The organism is Photobacterium galatheae (assembly GCF_000695255.1).
GTDB lineage: Bacteria > Pseudomonadota > Gammaproteobacteria > Enterobacterales > Vibrionaceae > Photobacterium > Photobacterium galatheae.
Window position 1 is genome coordinate 40,081 of record NZ_JMIB01000037.1, and the last position, 19,588, is coordinate 59,668.

The 19,588-nt window shown below is 52.1% G+C and carries 19 protein-coding genes; 11 read left to right on the forward strand and 8 right to left on the reverse strand.

The genetic code is table 11. The annotated features are described in order from the left end of the window. Window positions 1–19 precede the first annotated feature (19 nt). Together glnD and EA58_RS17680 are read left to right on the forward strand one after the other, a co-directional pair. Entirely contained in the window at window positions 20–2,644 is a 2,625-nt protein-coding gene (gene glnD, locus EA58_RS17675; RefSeq protein WP_036755951.1) for a bifunctional uridylyltransferase/uridylyl-removing protein GlnD, read from the forward strand. A 204-nt stretch (window positions 2,645–2,848) separates the two neighbouring features. Next, complete coding sequence (locus EA58_RS17680; protein WP_036755954.1) at window positions 2,849–3,229, forward strand: DUF3461 family protein; 381 nt, start codon at window positions 2,849–2,851, stop codon at window positions 3,227–3,229. Between the two features lie 47 nt (window positions 3,230–3,276). Here EA58_RS17680 and EA58_RS17685 read toward each other — a convergent pair whose 3' ends face one another. The 3 genes from EA58_RS17685 to EA58_RS17695 form a co-directional block, all read right to left on the reverse strand. Further along, window positions 3,277–3,732 (reverse strand): flavodoxin, encoded by a 456-nt coding sequence (locus EA58_RS17685; protein ID WP_036755958.1) that lies wholly within the window; start codon window positions 3,730–3,732, stop codon window positions 3,277–3,279. A 76-nt stretch (window positions 3,733–3,808) separates the two neighbouring features. After that, on the reverse strand, window positions 3,809–4,612 hold the full coding sequence (gene truC, locus EA58_RS17690) for a tRNA pseudouridine(65) synthase TruC (protein ID WP_081819735.1): 804 nt from the start codon (window positions 4,610–4,612) through the stop codon (window positions 3,809–3,811). A gap of 44 nt (window positions 4,613–4,656) precedes the next feature. Next, window positions 4,657–4,983 carry a YqcC family protein gene (locus tag EA58_RS17695; RefSeq protein ID WP_036755960.1) on the reverse strand — a complete coding sequence of 109 codons (327 nt, stop codon included), beginning with the start codon at window positions 4,981–4,983 and terminating at the stop codon, window positions 4,657–4,659. 132 nt (window positions 4,984–5,115) lie between these two features. Between EA58_RS17695 and EA58_RS17700 the strand changes: the two genes are divergently transcribed. The 4 genes from EA58_RS17700 (at window position 5,116) to EA58_RS17720 (ending at window position 8,461) form a co-directional block, all read left to right on the forward strand. Continuing rightward, window positions 5,116–6,162, forward strand: coding sequence for a DUF3549 family protein (locus EA58_RS17700; RefSeq protein ID WP_081819734.1), 1,047 nt, complete (start codon window positions 5,116–5,118; stop codon window positions 6,160–6,162). A 35-nt stretch (window positions 6,163–6,197) separates the two neighbouring features. Further along, window positions 6,198–6,500 (forward strand): DUF3301 domain-containing protein, encoded by a 303-nt coding sequence (locus tag EA58_RS17705; RefSeq protein ID WP_036755964.1) that lies wholly within the window; start codon window positions 6,198–6,200, stop codon window positions 6,498–6,500. A gap of 1,411 nt (window positions 6,501–7,911) precedes the next feature. Next, entirely contained in the window at window positions 7,912–8,142 is a 231-nt protein-coding gene (locus EA58_RS17715) for a DUF2789 domain-containing protein (protein ID WP_036755970.1), read from the forward strand. Between the two features lie 28 nt (window positions 8,143–8,170). Beyond that, window positions 8,171–8,461, forward strand: coding sequence for a hypothetical protein (locus tag EA58_RS17720; RefSeq protein WP_200872201.1), 291 nt, complete (start codon window positions 8,171–8,173; stop codon window positions 8,459–8,461). A gap of 58 nt (window positions 8,462–8,519) precedes the next feature. On the opposite strand, the gene EA58_RS17725 is transcribed toward EA58_RS17720, so the two are convergent. Both EA58_RS17725 and syd read right to left on the reverse strand, forming a co-directional pair. Beyond that, window positions 8,520–9,290, reverse strand: a complete 771-nt coding sequence (locus EA58_RS17725; RefSeq protein ID WP_036755973.1) for a Zn-ribbon-containing protein — start codon at window positions 9,288–9,290, stop codon at window positions 8,520–8,522. A 3-nt stretch (window positions 9,291–9,293) separates the two neighbouring features. Next, the gene (gene syd / locus EA58_RS17730; protein ID WP_036755976.1) at window positions 9,294–9,848 is read right to left on the reverse strand and encodes a SecY-interacting protein; all 555 of its coding nucleotides are present in this window, start codon (window positions 9,846–9,848) and stop codon (window positions 9,294–9,296) included. A gap of 67 nt (window positions 9,849–9,915) precedes the next feature. On the opposite strand from syd, the gene queF reads away from it, so the two are divergent. The 5 genes from queF to xni all read left to right on the forward strand — a co-directional run bounded on the left by queF (window position 9,916) and on the right by xni (window position 17,386). Next, window positions 9,916–10,761, forward strand: a complete 846-nt coding sequence (queF, locus tag EA58_RS17735) for an NADPH-dependent 7-cyano-7-deazaguanine reductase QueF (protein WP_036755979.1) — start codon at window positions 9,916–9,918, stop codon at window positions 10,759–10,761. 108 nt (window positions 10,762–10,869) lie between these two features. Next, the gene (locus EA58_RS17740; RefSeq protein WP_036755982.1) at window positions 10,870–13,134 is read left to right on the forward strand and encodes a tetratricopeptide repeat-containing diguanylate cyclase; all 2,265 of its coding nucleotides are present in this window, start codon (window positions 10,870–10,872) and stop codon (window positions 13,132–13,134) included. A gap of 213 nt (window positions 13,135–13,347) precedes the next feature. Then, window positions 13,348–14,904, forward strand: a complete 1,557-nt coding sequence (locus EA58_RS17745) for a GGDEF domain-containing protein (protein WP_036755985.1) — start codon at window positions 13,348–13,350, stop codon at window positions 14,902–14,904. Between the two features lie 278 nt (window positions 14,905–15,182). Next, entirely contained in the window at window positions 15,183–16,556 is a 1,374-nt protein-coding gene (ppnN, locus tag EA58_RS17750; protein WP_036755987.1) for a nucleotide 5'-monophosphate nucleosidase PpnN, read from the forward strand. A gap of 56 nt (window positions 16,557–16,612) precedes the next feature. Continuing rightward, window positions 16,613–17,386 (forward strand): flap endonuclease Xni, encoded by a 774-nt coding sequence (gene xni / locus EA58_RS17755; RefSeq protein ID WP_036755990.1) that lies wholly within the window; start codon window positions 16,613–16,615, stop codon window positions 17,384–17,386. Between the two features lie 25 nt (window positions 17,387–17,411). On the opposite strand, the gene rlmM is transcribed toward xni, so the two are convergent. The 3 genes from rlmM to EA58_RS17770 are packed head-to-tail and all read right to left on the reverse strand — an operon-like array spanning window position 17,412 to window position 19,566. Then, entirely contained in the window at window positions 17,412–18,494 is a 1,083-nt protein-coding gene (gene rlmM, locus EA58_RS17760) for a 23S rRNA (cytidine(2498)-2'-O)-methyltransferase RlmM (RefSeq protein ID WP_036756042.1), read from the reverse strand. A gap of 9 nt (window positions 18,495–18,503) precedes the next feature. Continuing rightward, entirely contained in the window at window positions 18,504–18,878 is a 375-nt protein-coding gene (locus tag EA58_RS17765) for a DUF423 domain-containing protein (RefSeq protein ID WP_036755993.1), read from the reverse strand. 19 nt (window positions 18,879–18,897) lie between these two features. Continuing rightward, window positions 18,898–19,566 (reverse strand): alpha/beta fold hydrolase, encoded by a 669-nt coding sequence (locus EA58_RS17770; protein ID WP_036755995.1) that lies wholly within the window; start codon window positions 19,564–19,566, stop codon window positions 18,898–18,900. Window positions 19,567–19,588: the final 22 nt, after the last annotated feature.

The window sequence follows — 19,588 nt, forward strand, 5'->3', positions numbered from 1 at the left end:
CAACTGGGCATGGACCGCAATGACACAGACTCAATCTGATACCCCGCTCAACGGGGACAACATTCATCCGTTACGTGATGCGCTGAAGCAGGAACTGGAACAATTCAACGCGCAACAGCAATTACTGTTTGCCCAGCACGTGCCGGTCACCGAACTGGTCGAGGCCCGTGCAGCATGTATTGACGGTCTGCTCCGTCATCTCTGGCCGATCTTCGGGCTGGATCAACGGGATGACCTGTCTCTGGTTGCGGTGGGCGGCTATGGCCGGGGGGAACTGCATCCACTGTCCGATGTCGATATTCTCCTGCTGAGCAGCTCACCACTGGATACCCATACCGGGAAACAAATCAGTGAATTTCTGACGCTCTTGTGGGATCTCAAGCTGGAAGTCGGCCACAGCGTCCGTACCATTGAAGAATGCATCAATATAGGTCTGGAAGATCTGACAGTGGCCACCAACCTGCAGGAAGCCCGCCTGTTATGTGGCAGTGAAGACAGCTTTCAGCAACTTCAGGAGCAGATCAACTCAGGTAAATTCTGGCCCAGCGAAGCCTTTTACCGTGCCAAAGTGGAAGAACAACGGGTACGACATGCCCGCTACCACGACACCACTTACAATCTGGAACCAGACATTAAATCCAGCCCCGGTGGCCTGCGCGACATTCATACCCTGAGCTGGGTTGCCCGCCGCCACTTTGGTGCCACCAACCTGCTGGAAATGAGCCGGTTTGGCTTTCTGACCGATGCAGAATACCGCGAACTCTATGAATGTCAGGCTTCTTTGTGGCGGATTCGTTTTGCCCTGCACAGTGAACTGAAGCGTTACGATAACCGGCTCACGTTCGGGCATCAGGCATCAGTCGCTCAAAAGCTGGGCTACACCGGCGAAGGTAATAAACCCGTTGAAATGATGATGAAAGAATTCTACCGCACCCTGCGCCGGGTCGCCGAACTTAACAAAATGCTGCTGCAACTGTTTGATCAGGCCATTCTGAAGAACGGCAACGCACAAAACACCGTCGAGCTGGATGACGATTTCCGGCTGGTCGGCCCGCTGATTGAAGCGCGCAAACCCGCCCTATTTCAGGCACGCCCGGAAACAATTCTGGATATGTTCCTGCATGTGGCGCGCAACTCAGAGATTGACGGTATTTCCGCCCCCACCCTGCGCCAGCTACGAACCGCCCGCCGCCGTCTCAACCGTTTTCTGGTCGATATCCCGGCTGCGCGCGAGAAGTTCATGGAACTGGTCCGTCAGCCCAATGCGCTCAACAAGGCTTTTCGGCTGATGCACCGCCATGGGGTACTGGCCGCCTACCTGCCACAATGGAGCCAGATTGTCGGTCAGATGCAGTTCGATCTCTTCCACGTGTATACCGTGGACGAGCACAGCGTGCGCCTGCTCAAGCACATGAATAAATTCAGCGATCCTGCCAACCGGGAACTACACCCGATTTGCTGCGAAGTTTATCCGCGGATCATCAAAAAAGAACTGCTGATCCTGGCTGCGATTTTCCACGACATCGCCAAAGGACGCGGTGGCGACCATTCCGAGCTTGGGGCCGACGATGCCTATACTTTCTGCATCAATCATGGCCTGTCACGTCCTGAAGCCAATCTGGTAACCTGGCTGGTCAAAAACCATCTGCTGATGTCCGTCACGGCCCAGCGTCGCGACATCTATGATCCGGATGTCATTACTGAATTCGCCAAAGTCGTCCGTGATGAAGAACGGCTGGATTACCTGATCTGTCTGACTGTGGCTGACATCTGCGCCACCAATCAGGAACTTTGGAACAGCTGGAAACGGACTCTGCTGGCAGAGCTTTACTATTCCACGCAGAAAGCACTCCGCCGCGGTCTGGAAAATCCGCCGGATGTCCGGGAACGAATTCGTCATAATCAGCAGATGGCTTCAGCCTTACTGCGCAGCCAGGGATTTGCACAGCGTGAAGTCGATGTACTCTGGCAACGCTTTAAGGCCGACTACTTCCTGCGTCATACCCACCAGCAGATCGCCTGGCATGCCGAGGCCCTGCTGAAGCACGATGACCCGAATGCACCGCTGATCCTGATCAGTAAGAAACCAACCCGTGGCGGCACAGAAGTCTTCGTGTACAGCCCGGATAAAGCAAAACTCTTTGCGATTGTGGTTGCTGAACTGGATAAAAAGAATCTCAGCGTGCATGACGCCCAGATCATGACCAGCAGAGACGGCTATACCCTGGATACTTTTATGGTGCTGGATCCGAATGGTGACCCGCTGACAGAGAATCGCCATACGATGGTGCGGGAAGCCCTGATTCACGCACTGGAAACCATGAGTACGACACGACGCCACAAACGGCCATCCCGTAAACTGCGACATTTTCACGTGAAAACTCAGGTTGACTTTCTGCCGACCAAAACCGGCAAGAAAACAATGATGGAACTGGTCGCGCTGGACATGCCTGGCCTGCTGGCCCGGATTGGCTCGGTCTTTGCTGATCAGAACGTCAGCCTGCAGGCTGCAAAAATCACCACCATTGGTGAACGGGCGGAAGACTTTTTCATTCTGGTGAATGAAGCCGGCCAGCAACTGTCGCCCGAACAGGAACAGACGCTGAAAGCAGCACTGATTGAACGCATTGACGAAGCTGCCTGATCTCGCCCGCCCGTCCGCCCAGTTTTGCGAACAGGCGGGCGGGCTCTTGATTTTCCTCGTACAGATTCTGCGCTGGGTTCAAGATTTGCCCCGAATTAATTGCTAGAGTAATTCCATCCTGCATCAATCAATACTGCTCATTACGCCACCTGCCGCATATTGTTGTATTGGATGCGAAGCTTGACTGAATCATAAGAGGCCGCCATGTATCCGAACCTTACCAGCCTGGGCATTGAACACCCTGAACGCATTGAGAGCTATAGCCTGCGTCAGGAAGCCGCAAACGATATTCTGAAGATCTATTTTGCAAAACAGAAAGGAGAGCTTTTTGCCAAGAGCATGAAGTTCAAATTCCCACGCCAAACCCGCTCTGTAGTCGTCAACAGTGGCAACCGGGAAGCAAAAGAGTTTTCGGAAATCAACCGTAATCTGACGTTTGTCACCGATGAACTGGACCGAATCACCAACAAGCGCCATAGCGATGTCGACATCAAGAAAAAAATTCTGACCGATTTACGCCACCTGGAGCAAGTTGTCACCCATAAGATTGCCGAGATCGAAGCCGATCTGGCAAAACTGAAATGAAATCATCAACAGAACGGATGCCGCTGGGAAACAGCGGCATCGCATGTTTATTTCACTTTCTTCATGAAATTTTTCAACCAGGGAAGCGCCGCCTCGACCGCGTCAAAATGCACGCAGGCATCAATATCCAGCCGCTCTGTCACAGATTTTGCCTGCAGTTCCTGTAGCAGCGCATCAAATCGACGACCACCACCACAGTATCTGTCTTCACCATAGCTGGAATCCCCCATGGCAATCACACCATAGTTCAGTGCCGGCATCAGCGGAAACTGATCATTGAGCGCGCTAAACAGCGGCAACAGATTTTCCGGAATTTCGCCCTGTCCTGTGGTCGAAGTAATCACCAGCGCCACCTGATCGCGATAAGCGAGGAAATCTTCCAGACTGGGTTCAACAAACATTTCGGCCTGATGACCATTGGCTTTCAGCTCACTGACGACTTCCTCAGCAACTTCTTCAGCCCCACCAAACACCGACCCCACAAACACACCAATATTCGCCATCAAAGTCACGCCTCACTCCCTGTTTTAAAATCAATGACCTGCGCTTACTCTGGCGTGGGTTACGGCCAGATGCAAGTCACGATTGCAATTGCGCGATCCCGTTGTCAAAAATGCTATCAGCGTCCAGGCTGGATATCGGCCAGTCGAACGCCTGCATCACCCGTTGCCAGGTTTCATCAACGGCCGCACGAATCTTTAGAGTCTGACCGGTCACCGGGTGAATTAATTCCAGCGCCGATGCATGCAACATCAGGCGGTGGCAATCAAACTGCTCCCGGAACATTCGGTTATGCCGCCCGTCACCGTGATTCACATCTCCAATAATATGATGGCTGAGATGATGCATATGACGGCGCAACTGGTGCTTACGCCCAGTCTCCGGTTTCATTTCCACCAGGGTGTAGCGGCTGGTCGCATAACGGCCGACAGCAATGGGCATTTCCACTTTCGCAACCGGCCGATAAGCCGTCACCGCTTCCTGTGGTGCTTTATCCTGACGGGCGCGTTTATCGTCAAGCTTGTCCAGCTCCTCTTTGAGCGGGTAATCCAGCACCGCCGCTTCTTTCACCCAGCCGCGCACCACCGCATGATAGGTTTTCTTCACCTCGCGACCGGCAAATTTCGGCATCATCTGCGCTGCCATTTCACTCGACAGCGCAAACAGCAGCACGCCGGATGTTGGCCGATCAAGGCGATGTAACGGGAACACATGCTGCCCGCCCAGCTGATCACGCAGCGTCTGCATCACAAAGCGAGTCTCATGGCGATCCAGCCAGGAGCGGTGTACCAGCATGCCGGATGGCTTATTCACAGCCACCAGATATTCATCCTGATACAGGATTTCCAGCTCCAATGGGGGCTCTGTCCTTGTTTCAGGCATCAATTCAGGCATCGTTTCAGAGAGAGCTTCAGACATGGTTTCACTCATTGAATCGCGCCTCCCAGCCAGTGATCCAGGTCACTGATCACCGGCAATACACCGACCAGCGCCGGGGTCAGTTTCGCGGCTTCTTCTGCATAAGGATAAATACTGAACTGCGTCGGCAACGGCAGGCGTTCTGCCACCAGATGATGCATTCGTGGCAGGAAAATCCACTGTAACCATTCAGCACAGCTCAGGGTATCCACGGCAAATGGTAACGTGCTGGCCAGCGCATCTTCGTCAGGGGATTCATCCTGCCACAGGCCATGCGCACGCAATTGCTGCTCCAGCGCCATCAGCAAACGGGCGGTATTCTCATAAGGATCCAAAACAGTACTCCTGAAACAAGATGGGCACAGGGATTGACCTCTGCCGGACAACTGGCGCGCAAGGATACCATCTTCTGCTGCAACTCCCTATAATGCGCTCCCATATGCGTTCAAAACGAGGAGCCCTGTTGCATGTCCATGGATAAATTTCACACCCTGACCCAGTTGCTGGATAACGCTGGCTGCCAGTACAAAATTTTTGATCTTGGCCGCCGGGTCTGTGAGATCGAGCGTGAGACGTTCAAAGCCGTTGAGGATAACCGTCAGCCCTATCCTTGGCCGATGCAACAGCACGCCCACCTGTCGATTTCCTTCTGGCAACAGGATAACCCGCCGTGGATCTGGTTTCTGAAACTGCCGCTGGATGAGCGTGGTTTGCTGAAACAAGCCGCCGTCGGGGACTTCATCAAATACGTGATTGAAGCCATGGGCGCAACCCTGAATGCTGTGCCAACAGAAGAAGAGTTAGAAAAACTGGCGGCAAATCCTTACACCTTTAAACCCAATGACGACAAGTTGGCTATCTTTCATGCGCATCTGCGTCAGCAACTGGCCCTGCCTGCCAGCCAATACTACGAGCACGCACAGCTTTATCTGAGTGGTAAACTGGACTGGAACCAATGGCAGGGCGTTGGTTTGCAGGGGTTGGCTGATGTCTGCGCCCGAATGAAACAGGAAAACAATGCCACCTGGTTACGTAAAGCAGTCAATCATCTGCCAATGACACCGCTGTATGCTCTGCTGGGCTGTCTGGAGCACTGTGATTTGCCGCCAGCGCTGGCTGAACGACTGGTTGAACGCCTGACGCAGGAAAGTACGTCTGATGAAGCCGATATCTTTCTGATGACGGCGCTGGTTCGTGCGCTGTCCGGTGCCGAAAGCGAAGTGCTGCATGACACGCTCCGAAAACTGCTGAACCAGCCTGCGCTTTGCCATCCGGAGATGATGGTCGCTATTGCCGGCCGATGCTGGAAAGGATTGATCGATACCGAGACTGCCGGGCTTTACCTGCTGCGTCTGGCACAAACGCAGGACCAAACGCTGTTTAACCAGCTGTTTGCCGATCTGGTCATGCTACCAGCCCTGCGGGGCATCATGCTTCAGGTTCTGCACCGAGAGGCAAACCCGGAACTGACTGAAGCAATCACCCGCTTACAGCAAGCCGCACGTGGCCAGTAAGCAGCCATTTTCAATATAAGGGATGAGAACCAAGGATGGATAATTTACTCATGATACTGGCGCTGGCCTTCGCGGGTTACCTGTTCTGGCAGCAACGCCGGCAAAGTGAGCTGGCGCAGCAGTTTATTCACCAGCGCTGCCAGCAGCTCGGCTTACAGCTCCTGAGTGTTGCCCGGGGGGCGCATCGCCTGAAAGATGATGATGGCAACTGGACCTGGCAGACGTTGTATCTGTTCGAATTTTCCGCAGATGGTGCCGATGCCTATCAGGGCTGTGCAACATTCCGGGGCATGAGACCTGTACAGTTTTACGTTCCGCCGCATCATATGCCGAGTTGATGTGCAATTTCTTGACTGTCGACCAAATAAAACGGGCGCAACTTGCGTTGCGCCCTTAGGTCTTACTTGCAGCATTCCCGCTACGATGTGGCTCCCTGCCTCAATCCGTTGATGCGCCGGAATCCGTCGGCGATATTCCATCTGGCGTTCATCCTGAACGTGTCCGTTGATCTCCTGATCCGTTACTTCATCCTGAAATAACTCTCTTCGACCTTCCTGGCGGTGTCCCTGCTTTCTTGCTGAAAGTGTCCTGTCTCATCCTGAGCAGCCCCATCCTGGTGACTGCAACCGGCATCCTGCCTTGTCCTGAACTATCCTTAGCGCAAGAGCTGTCCTCGCCCTCACTATCATCCCTAACCGACCCTGCTCCCTGGCCGTTATCCTGTTCCAAAATGTCGACTCCTTCGACACTTCTAAGACTACGCCAAAACGAAGCCGAACACAGTATGGCGAAACAGCTTAAACACAACACTCTCAGCTTCATCCAAAGGAATGCCATACAAGTCATTGTTTAGGCTTATAAATCATGAGAAATGTGCGTAAATCGATAAACAATCAAACTCAGATTTCTCACGATTTTGTAAGCGATCTCTTACAAGAAGGCGGGCAAAATCAGAAACATTTTCATGCACCAATGTTTATATTCTGAAACAAGCATACAGACTGCTCATCAGACAGACACTCGTCCGCGAAACTCAGTGCAATTCGATTCAATTGAAAAGATAAATCAGAAAATAAAATGGCAGGTTTCAGTGAAGCTGGCAGATCGCCAATAAAAGAATGGGCGCAACTGACGCTGCGCCCTTAGGTCTTACCTGTAGCATCCTACTACGATGGTGCTCCCTGCATCATTCCTTTGTATGCTGAATCCTTCAGCGCATCCTTTATTGAACTTCATCCTGAAGTTGTTCCTTGGTCTCCTGACCCGCTAACCCATCCTGAGTTAACTCTCAACAGCCTTCCTGGCGGTGTCCATCGCTTCAGTCCTGAAGCATCATCCTTGTGTCATCCTGACGGCAAACATCCCGTTTGCACTGATCGCGTCCTGCAATCTCCGAATCGTCCCTGTCAGTTTTCTTCCTGAAAACCTGTCTCGTCCTGAGACCGCCGAATCCGTGGCGTCAGTTCCTGTTCCGTGTCAGTTCCTTCCGACAGGGTTAAGATTACGCGATATCCGGCTCAGAACAAGCGCCTGTCTGACGAGATGATTTCAGGTGATATAAATATCAAGAACAAAAAAATACCATAAGACACTGAAATAAAATGACTTTACATTCAAGAGTGAGTCATCCTCGACAAAAGAACCTCAAATTCTCCTACATGTTTGTAAGCGATCTCTCACAAAGGTCTCAGACGAAATGCCGATGATTCCCCACTATACTTAAGCAAACACGACTAGGGGAATGTCACTATGGAAACTTTCAGCCACGATTTACCAAGCCTGTTCAATCAGTTAGGCTTAAATTCATCCAAAGACTCCATTGAAAGCTTTATTCGGGAGCATCATTTACAGCAGAATGAAAAAATCTCCCAGGCCGATTTCTGGCAGCCCGCCCAGCGGCGGTTTCTGAATGAATCGATCGCTGAAGATGCCGATTGGTGCGAAGTGATTGATCAATTAGATGCGTTGCTACGAAAATAAGGCAACGATCCCTCAATTTCAGGAAGAAATGATGCCCTCTGCAATAACCGAAGCATTAGAACGTGCCATTCAAAGCCTGATGACCGAAGGTAAAGAGCCAACCGTGGCGCTGGTGAAAGCCCGCCTTCGCGAACCTCTGCCGATGCCCGTCATCATTCAGGCCATCAAGAGCTGGAAACAGCACGCCAAAGTGCCGAAAATCACGGAAACACAGGCAGCCCCCGTCAGCGACAGCGAACGGATTGCTCAGCTTGAAGCGCAAGTTGCCACCCTGACCACACGCCTCGCAGCACTGGAGCAGGTCATCCAGGCCAAATAATCTCTTCTGTGAAAATGAAAAACGCCCGCTTTGTTCTGAAGACGGGCGTTTGACACACTTACTGGTAATCCCAGGAAAGATTCGAAACCAGACGGCAAGGATCGCATTTGAAGTGGAAAATACCGTGGATGGGCGCTTCAAGTCGCCATGGCTGTCCGCACTTCGGACAAGGCCGATTCGCTTCCTCTGCCAGACTGCCCCCGCCAACTCGGTACTGATAATAGTACGTGGGCACCTTGGTCAGATACTCAATCCGGCCACGTAAATCCCAGCCACGCCGGAATAAATCACTGTCCGCATCACGAATCTCATGCAATGCCGCATGTTCGGCCTGACAACCACCAGCCATCTGAATTTCATCGCAGGCCTGCCATTCCGTCTGCCATTTCACCACCGCCTTGTGATCGCCGTTAAAGGTTGCCGGAATCCGGTATAAGGGAATCGGCATCAGCGTCTCACCACTCCGTAAAGGTGAGCAGGTGTGCACATAGGTGGTATAAAGCACCTGCCAGCCCGGCGTCTCTTCTGCGGTCGCTTCAGAATTGATATCCCGCCCCAATACTTTGATTTTTGGCACCAGCAAACCAGCCTGAGACAGCCGGTTCATGGCAGCTTTGACCTGAGGGCTGTGAAACTGGCTGTGCAGACTCTGTTTCTCCGGACAAACAGCCCGAACTTTAAAGACAGCGTCATCCATCACGACAGGAAACTCACGACCAAGCACCTGCCCGTTGTATCGCAACGCATCCATCAACCCATTAATCGCCTGTTCGACGGCAGAAATCGTCGTATTATCAAAGCATTCAAACTGCAATTCGATGACATACATGTTTTAGCTAACCCTGACCACAGGTTCCAGCTGACGAAGAAAACTTGCCACATCTTCGGCCAGAAGCTCACGCTCTGGTTGACCTAAAGTCTCCAGAACCACATTCCCAGTCAGATTGCAGATGGCAATCACCTGATTTTCAGCGGCCATGACTCCGATAAAAACGGTCGGTTTCAGTTTCAAACGACGCTGAGTCACCAGATGACCAAGAATATTTTCCTGCAAACGCTGAAAATCAGATTCGCTGAACGCCTGGAGCAAGTCCAATTCAAGCGTTTGGAAACGGGCTGCCATGTCGCCGCTGAAAAAGCTGCCGTAAAACGCCTGAATATCCGAATGCAGGCGAAGCTCAATGCCCTGCTCTACTGCGGTCAGCTCCCCCACAGGTTCCCGTGCCACCGGCTGCCAAAAGACCGTATCCCGGTTTTCACTCGCCACACAGGGGGATGTCAGGCCAACCAAATCGCTGCTGCACGGCAGGCTAGCCTGCTCATCAGACCAGACTTTCATAAAACGGGTGGAAAAATCGGCCAATGCGGCCGTAACCGGATGATTCATTCGCAACCTCAAGCAAGATTCAGTAAACTTTGCCTATTGTAATCCAAGTGTGTGTGTCCAGGACAATATGAGCAAATACAAAGACGCGAAAGAACTAGCCGGTTTAACTCTTGGCCAGAAAAGTGAATACAAAGATCAGTATGATCCTTCCCTGCTGCAGGCTGTGCCACGCAAACTGAACCGCGATGACCTGGCACTTGGTGATGAACTGCCCTTTACCGGGTATGACATCTGGACCCTGTATGAACTGTCCTGGCTGAACAATAAAGGACTGCCTCAGGTGGCCATCGGTGAAGTTCGTCTGCCGGCCAGCAGTCCGAACCTGATTGAATCTAAATCTTTCAAGCTGTATCTCAATAGCCTGAATAACACGCGTATCGAAAGCTGGCAGGAAGTCGCCGATATACTGCAAAAAGATTTGTCTGCCTGTGCCGGTGCTGACGTTGATGTGACGATCCAGCCGCTGAGTGATTTCACCGCGCAGCCGATTGTCGATTTCGGCGGCACCTGCATTGATGAGCAGGACATTGAAATTGATAGTTTCGACTTTGACCCAAGCCTGCTGGAAAATGCTGCTGAAGGTGAAGTGATCGAAGAAGTCCTGCACAGCCATCTGCTGAAATCCAACTGTCTGATCACCAGTCAGCCAGACTGGGGCAGCGTGCGAATTTCGTACAAAGGGAAACAAATCAACCGGGAGAAACTGCTGCGCTATCTGGTGTCGTTCCGGAATCACAATGAGTTTCATGAGCAATGTGTTGAGCGGATCTTCACCGATCTTCTGCACTTCTGCCAGCCTGAATTACTCACCGTTTACGCACGTTATACCCGTCGTGGCGGCCTGGATATCAACCCTTACCGTACCAATCAGGGGAAAACACCGAGCGACAATGATCGCCTGGCCCGCCAGTAATTCTCCGTTCAGCTTGTCTTACAAGTCCGGCAAATCATTCTAGTTTGCTGGACTTGACGACCTGAGCCAGTAATATGAGGGCCGTGTTTCCTGATGGATAAGTGCTCTATGAACTGTCGTCACTGGCTCTTCAGCATTCTGCTCTGCTTTCTGACAGCCCTGCCAGTGCAGGCAAAAATCTATGCCACGCCGATTCTGGCCGATGCTGATCTGCTGCTGGAAACCAGCCCGGAAAAAGCGCTGGAAATCACCAACCGCTACCTGAGCCAGCGCCAGATGAGCATCCCTGTCGACAGTTCCCGCGTGCATGTGAACGAAGAGACCGATCATTCCATCCGCACACCGCTCAGTACCATTAATGCATTGCAGATTAAAGCCAGAGCACTGTCGCTGCTGAACCGGCTCCCCGAAGGCATTCAGATCATCCGAGAAGCCGAAGCGCTGGCGATCAGCAACGAATTCAGCTACACCTTGCTGGAAACCCAGCTGATCCACGCCGAGATTCTCTGGCAGGGGATTGGCGATGCGACCTCAGCCACCGACCTGCTCAACAAAACAGACCAGGCAATCGCCAATAATGAAAAGCTCCAGCGCAGTGCGCAAGTGAAAGTGCTTCAGTATCATTTGTTGATGCTTCGTGCAGACATAGAATCCACGCTGGGTGATGAACGCAAAGCTGAAAAAATGTTCACCCGGGCCAAACGTGATCTGTCTGAGCTGAATGAGCCCAAAGAGGAAATCAACTTCCTGCTGAGCCACGGCCGCCATTATCTGAGACATCAGCACTATGACCTGGCTTTGGATCGTCTGCTCAGTGGCTACTGGCTGACGCAGGAGCAGGAAGACCACGGTAAAATGGCGATTGCCAACCTGGAACTGGGCACCCTGTATGAAGAGCGCAAAGTCTTCGACAAAGCGCTGGAACATGCCACCCAGGCCGGGGAATTTTTTGAACACTTCAACCGCACCATGCCACTGGCCAGAACCCTGACGCTGATTGCCAGTATCTATGAACAGCAAGGCCGATATAATCTGGCACTGGTGCACTATTTCAATGCATTAGATCAAGAGAAACAGCTGCGTCTTCAGCCCCGTTCAGCACGCCTGCGACTGAGTATCGCCCGGGTGTATCTGAAACTATATAACTACCCGAAAACCGAACAATACCTCCATCATGCACGTCAACTGGCGCAGGAAAGTGATGATGAAATCACGCTGATTCAGTCCCAGTTGTTACAAGGCCAGCTTGAACTGGCAGAAGAGCGAACAGAGCAGGCAATTTCGACCATTCAATCGGCTCTGCTTGCTGCCAGTCGTTTACAGAAACCTCAACCCACTCTGCAGATGATGGGAGAAGCCAGCCTGTCTGCGGCCTTTGAAAAACAGAAAGATTATTACAACGCCCTGCTCAGTCAGCGTCGCTATGAGCAATTGCATGCCTCAATGCAGGAAAACCAGATCAAAAGTAATGTCGAAGTTTTTCGCCAGCAGCAACGTATCATGGCACGTTCACTGAAACTCGAAGAACTGGAGCGACAACAGTTTACGCAGGAAAAAGCGCTGTATCAGCAGAAAAACATCACCACCGTCTTACTGATTGGCTTACTGCTTTCCCTGCTATTGCTCTGGTATCGCAATCGTTCTGCTCGCCAGTGGCGACACCGCCTGAAACTGTTACGTGATGAATTCTATACGCACCCGCGCAGTGGTCTGCGAAATCTGCGCATGCTCAATGCAAGACTGTCGAATTCATTACAGCAAAGCAGCGCGCATTTTGAGCAATGGCATCTGGGAGAAATCATCAATGAACCCCTGAGTGACCGGTTGCGATTTGCCCTGTTTGAAGTCCCCTTACTCAAACATGTTTACCTGCAGCATGGCTATCAGCAGGGGCTGGCACTGGAGCGCGAGTTTGGCGACTACCTGAATGCCCAGGTTTGTGAGCCTGCACGCTTATACCACTTCTCAGATGCCATGTTCTTATACATCGAACCCAACTCGCGTCTGGAAAGTGCTCCCAAACAACTGGCCGACTCAATTCAGCAGCTGGTCGATCAATTCATGGCTGAAAAACAACTCGACAGCCGGGTACGCATTGGGATGGCGGAATACCCGTTTCTGCCCCGTGCCTATACCGCCATCAATGATCAGGAACTGATCGATATTCTCTTGATGGCCACACAGGCCGCCCGGCAAATCAGTAAAGCCGAGTCTGGTAGCCAATGGGTGCACCTGAGTGCCATTGATGCAGCACCTGCCGCCAGCTTCGCCGGAGACAATATTCGTCATGCCTGTATTCGGGGGATGGATAAAGGACTGGTCAAAGTTCAGACATCCTCCCATCAGGAATATGACTGGAGTAAGCATCTCTGAAGAAAAAACATTCGGTATTACTGCGGTTTAGGTCTACTAAGATCACGAAAATGTATAAAAAGCACGCGAGCGTTTGTGTCCGGGAAAACAAGCCGTTAATAATGTTCAACCCGGCAGGAAATTTTTGCTAACATCCGGTATCGCTTTGCGGATTGTACTGGGGTCAATTGACCCTAAGCGAAGGAAGTTCAGATAAGGTAATCATTGGTCAACGTGGCAACGAATGTTGACGCGGCTTCTGAAGTGAGTAAATTGAAGCTGCGCTTGGATCAGGCTCAATTGTCATATCGCGATGCGTCGTTAAAGTCACGTCGTGAAATTGTCATTTTAAAGCGTCTGATTACTCGTATGGCCGTTGCCTGTCGCGGACTGGATGTCGAGCTGGACAAACGGCTGGAAACCCTGCGCAGAGATCTGGAGCAGAACAAAGACATCAGTAACATTGTGCCGCATCTGGCACAGGTTGAACGGCTGTTACTACGGCAAACACCAACGCACACAACCATGGAACGGCTGGCGGGCCTGATACAACAAAGCTCCGAGAGCCTGAAACGTATTCCAGCCTTACCGGTTCAGCTCAAACGCGACCTTCATGATTTACTCTCTCAGTCACCGGCTTCACTGAACCACAGCCACCAGCAAATTACCCAACTGTTTGGCCTGTACGATCGTGCCCTGAAACTCCTGACGGTTCCGGTAGGTATTGAGCGAGAATCCATTTCAAAAGACAGTGACTTACACCGTAAGCTCTGCCATGAGTTGCAACAGGTGATTACTGAGCTGGATGCGGAAGGTGAATCGGGAGAGCAGTTACTGACCATTCGACACCAGTTGCTCAAAGGCGTGACAACGCTCACTCTGGTTGAGCTTTGCCTGGAAGTGCTGCGCCTGGCACTCGACAGTTGTGTCCGTGAAAGACGTCATTCACAGAAATTCCTGGATGTAATCAGCGGCGATCTGGCGGCACTGGAACAAACCACCCGCCAGGCTGTGGAACAAGGTCTGGCACTGTATAGCCATCGCTCCGAGCTGACTTTGGAATTGGGGCAGCTGTCTGATCGCTTCCATCATGCTCTGGCCCAACACAACAATCTGGAAAACTGGCGTAGTTCAGCGCAAGATTTAGATCAGTCTTTCCGGCATCTGGTTGAACGCCAGCGTGCGCTGGAAAGCCGTGAGCAAGCATTACTGGAACAACTGCATTATCATCAAAGCCGCGCCGAACAGCTGTACCAGCAAACGCAGGATCAGCACCGCCAGATTGAAGATCTGCAACGCCGGATCTTCCAGGACCCGCTCACCCGGGTCTACAATCGAGCCGCCTTTCAGGATCGTTTGGAGCATGAATATCGCCGGTGGATTCGTTACCAACATCCACTGTGCCTGGCTGTCGTCAATCTTGACTATTTCAGCGACCTCAATGACAACTATGGTTTCCAGGCTGGCGATAAAGTCCTCAAAATTATTGCCCGGACGTTGCGCCAGCAGTTAAGAGACACCGATTTCATCGCCCGGGTCAGTCACGACGAGTTCATGCTGATCCTGCCTGAGATGACGGAAACAGAAAGACATCGCCGCTTATCGAACATTCGCAATAGTATCTTCCAGTTACCCTTCCGTTTCCGCGAAAAAAATGTCTCTGTCACAGCTTCTCTGGGTGCCACTCTGTTTGACGACAACGACACGCCGGGCACTGTGCTCGAACGTAGTCAGAAAGCGCTGAGCAATGCCAAAAATGCCGGCCGAAATCAGCTGTTCTGGATTGCTTAACAGCTGATTTCTCACTCAATAACAAAGCACCTCTTGTCTAACTCACTGCTACACAAACGCTTTTTTTTCACCCTTGCTCTAGTCAAACTCAGGATGCCTGTGTATGTTCAATAATACGGGCAGGGAAAAATGTCCGGTATTTCCTTCTGCGGATGTACATCCACCCGCTCTCGGAAAGACTGATACCAAATGTGGCAAACCCTTTACCAGAGGTTTGTGCTGATTGGTATAACATACAGGCCAACTGCTGACCTGTATTTATCTCCAGGGAGGCAAGCATGATTACACATATCAGTCCGGTTGGGGCAATGACACTGCTATCGCAACTGGAAGTCGAAAGGCTCAAAGCGACCGCAGCCAGCGATCTCTATCGCCTGTACCGCAACTGCTCGCTGGCTGTCCTGAACTCAGGGAGCCACAGCGATGATTCCAGTGCCCTGCTGGAAAGACACAAATCCTTCGACATTAACGTCCTTCGAAGAGAGCGAGGCATCAAACTCGAACTGAAAGATCCGCCAGAGCATGCTTTCGTCGATGGCAAAATCATTCGCGGTATTCAGGAACACCTGTTTGCCGTCATGAGAGATATCATTTACGTCAACGTACACGTTCAACAACGCAATGATCTGAATCTGACCAGTGCGCCTCACATCACAAATTTTATTTTCAGCATTCTTCGCAACGCCCAGACAGTCCGCTCGCGTGAAGATCCCAACATTATCGTCTGCTGGGGCGGCCACTCCATTAATCCGGAAGAGTACCAGTACACCCGGGATGTCGGTCACCAGCTGGGGCTGCGTGAGCTGAATATTTGCACCGGCTGTGGCCCCGGAGCGATGGAAGGCCCGATGAAAGGCGCCGCGATCGGCCATGCTCAGCAACGCTACGGTAAAAGCCGCTTTATCGGCCTGACGGAACCTTCGATCATTGCAGCCGAACCACCGAACCCGATTGTGAATGAACTGGTGATCATGCCGGATATCGAAAAACGTCTGGAAGCCTTTGTTCGGGTTGGTCACGGGATCGTCATCTTCCCCGGTGGTGCAGGCACCGCGGAAGAGCTGCTTTATATCATCGGGATCCTGATGCATCCGGACAATCAGGATCAACCTCTGCCCGTTGTACTAACTGGCCCCAAAAGCAGTGAACCCTATTTCCGGACGCTCGACAGTTTTATCCGAGATACGCTGGGTGAAGCCGCGACCAAACGTTACCAGATCATCATTGATGATCCGGCGAAGGTGGCCCGCATCATGAAAGCGGCAATGCCACAAACCAAGGAACACCGGCAGGAAACCGGTGATGCATACTGCTATAACTGGTCTTTGAAAATTCCGCCGGAATTTCAGCTGCCGTTCGAACCAACCCATGATGCGATGGGAGGCTTGGATCTGCACTTCAATCAACCCCCGGAACAGCTGGCTGCCAACCTGCGCCGTGCGTTCTCCGGCATTGTCGCGGGGAATGTGAAAGAAGAAGGGATCCGGGAAATTGAGCGCAAAGGACCGTTTTTAATGAACGGCGACCCATCGTTAATGAAACGCATGGACAAACTGCTGAAAAACTTCGTGAGCCAGCAACGCATGAAGCTGCCCGGCAGCGAGTATGTTCCCTGCTACCGTATCCTCACCCATCCCGACATGGTGAAATAATTTGCCATGCAACGTAGAATACAGGGCCTGCTGGCCCTGTTTTTTAATTGAATATTATGTCTATACATCTTGTCGTCATTGATGCACTCAACCTGATCCGCCGTGTTCACGCCGCCCAGCCCGGCGAGCCAGACATCGCAAGCACCAGCAAAGTCTGCTGCCAGGCACTCAGTAAAATTATCACGATCAGTCAGCCGACCCATATTGTGGCAGTCTTTGATCATCATGGTGACGACCGGGGATGGCGGGCCGAACTGCTGCCCGGCTACAAAGAAGGCCGCAAACCAATGCCGGCTGAACTTCAGGACGGCATGGAACAGATTCAGGATGATTTTATGGCCCTTGGCGTCGACTCATTACTGTCCGACGGTGATGAAGCAGACGATCTGATCGCAACACTGGCACTGAAAGTCGCCGATCACGGCGGTCAGGTCACCATCGTCTCTACCGACAAAGGCTACTGCCAGCTCTTGCGTCCCACCGTGATGATCCGGGATTACTTCCAGCAGCGCTGGCTTGACAGCCCGTTCATTGAAAAAGAGTTTGGGGTGCGTCCGGAGCAACTACCGGATTATTGGGGACTGGCTGGGATCAGCTCCAGTAAGATCCCGGGCGTTCCGGGCATCGGGCCGAAAGCTGCCTGCGAACTGTTACAACAGTATCCGAATCTGGAAAGTATTTTGTCCGCCGAGGATCTGCCAGAGAAATGGCGCAAGAAAATTGAACCCGGTCAGGATAGCGCCAGAGCGAGCAAAGCCGTGGCAAGGCTGAAAACCGATTTGCAACTGGGCTTTAATTTACAGGATATTCGCTATCAGACGGCGGGCTAATTGCCCGCCATCCATGACGCAGCTTTTAGTGCGGGCTGCGATTGTCCAGCGCCTGAATATGGACCGTAATTTCTTCACGGTCGTGATACAGATGCTTCGCTTGCAGGCGGAATTTCAAACCATTCTGAATCAGAAAGACCTTCAGGTTTTCAATATCCTGCAACACCTCATCATAACGACCCTTCATCGGCAACTTCAGGTTGAAAATAGTTTCTTTGGCCCAACCTTTGATCAGCCACTGCCCCATCAGATGCGCCACACGGGCAGGTTTCTCAACCATATCGCATACCAGCCAGGTCACATTCTTACGGGGCGGCTCAAACTTGAATCCATCAGCCATGTGATGCTTCACCTGACCGGTATCCATTAGGCTCTGTGCCATCTGTCCATTGTCCACCGCGTGAACAAACATGGAACGCTTGACCAGCTGATAAGTCCAGCCGCCCGGACAGGCACCTAAATCCACCCCCCACATGCCTGAAGCCAGACGCTCATCCCATTCCTCACGCGGAATAAAGACATGAAAAGCTTCTTCCAGCTTCAGTGTTGAGCGGCTGGGGGCATCTGCCGGGAATTTCAGACGTGGGATCCCCATAAAGAAAGGGGAATTGTTGTTACTGTACGAGTAACCCAGGAAACAGCAGCCCGGTTCCGTAAAGCACAGGTGCAATACTGGTTTTCTCGGGTTGTCTTTCACATACAATGCGCCCTGTTTGCGGAACGCCTGACGCAGCGGCACCGTGAACTTACGGCAGAATTTCAGCAGTTCTTTGGCTTCGTTGGTGTCCGGTGTTTCGACCCGCAGATCGCCGCAACGTGGCAAGGTTTCAGCCACCGCCAGAATCGGGCTGATCCGATCATCGGCCGGTAGATCTTCCAGTCTGGCCGTCACGACCAGCATTTGACGGGCAAAGATCAGCTGTGAAAACGGCTGTAGCTGCACAAACTTATCGGCATCCCCTGGCTGATAAAACTCAAACAGCACATAACCGGTATTTTTCTTTGCGCGCGGAAAGCCAAACAGCTCAAGTGCATTGGCTTTATCCTGCACTTCACCGGCACATTCATTTTCAAAGCCCTGACGGCAGTACAACAGAACCTGATTCACCACGAGTCCTCATTTAGAGCGCCAGGCCGCCACCGCCAGTGACAGCCAGGCAAGAATAAAACACAGTCCCCCCAGTGGTGTTACGGGACCAAACCACTTCGCACCAGTCAGCACCAGCAGATATAGACTGCCGCTGAACAGGCAAATCCCCACCGCGAACAACAGGGCCGCGTATGATAGCGCTTTTGCAGAAAAATTGCGTGCCCAAATCCCGCACCCGAACAGCGCGAGGCTATGCCAGAGCTGATAATCCACGCCGGTTTTAAAAACATCCAGTAAATACGGGCTCAGTTGGCCTTTCAGCCCATGGGCGGCAAAAGCCCCCAGTCCAACGCCGATGGCACCGCTGACAGCGGCAAACAAAATCATGCTGCGGCTTTGCATTCAATCTATCCTTTTGTTTTTAAATACGGGACACACACTGACGAATAAAGTCTGCCAGCGTCTCAACAGCCAGCAATCGGTTCCCGGCTTCTGTATAACCAGAGACTTTACGTGGCTTCAGGCTATGGTCGCCATCTGGCAGGAATGACAAAGTGACCGTTTCAGCATAAGTCCAGCTTTCCACCTCACTGCGCGTCCCGAAAGTATCCCGCTCTCCCTGTAAGATCAGAGTTGGCACATCAATGGATTGGAGATGATCGCCCCGGAAGTTCTCGGGTTTGCCCGGCGGATGGAACGGAAAGCCCAGACAGGCCACCCCCAGCACCTTATCCCGGCAATTCGCCGCATCCGGTGCGGCATCAGCGGCTTCGGTCACCATCAGACTCGCCATCCGGCCCCCCATGGATTTTCCGCCAATTACCAGCGGCCCTTCCTGAGCAAAGCGCTCAATATGGCGCTGAAAATCCGCCAGCAACTTGGGCTGCCGGTCAGGTGGCCGCTTTTTGCCATCTTCACGGCGTTTCACCATATAGGGAAAATCAAAACGCACCACACGAATGCCTTTTTCGGCCAGCCCTTCGGCAATCGCCGTCATAAACTCATGATCCATGCCAGCGCCCGCACCATGGGCAAACAGAAAGGTGGCCTCATACAAGCCGTTTTGCGGTGTGTTGATCAGGTAGGACACTGATTTACCCCTTCATTTCTTC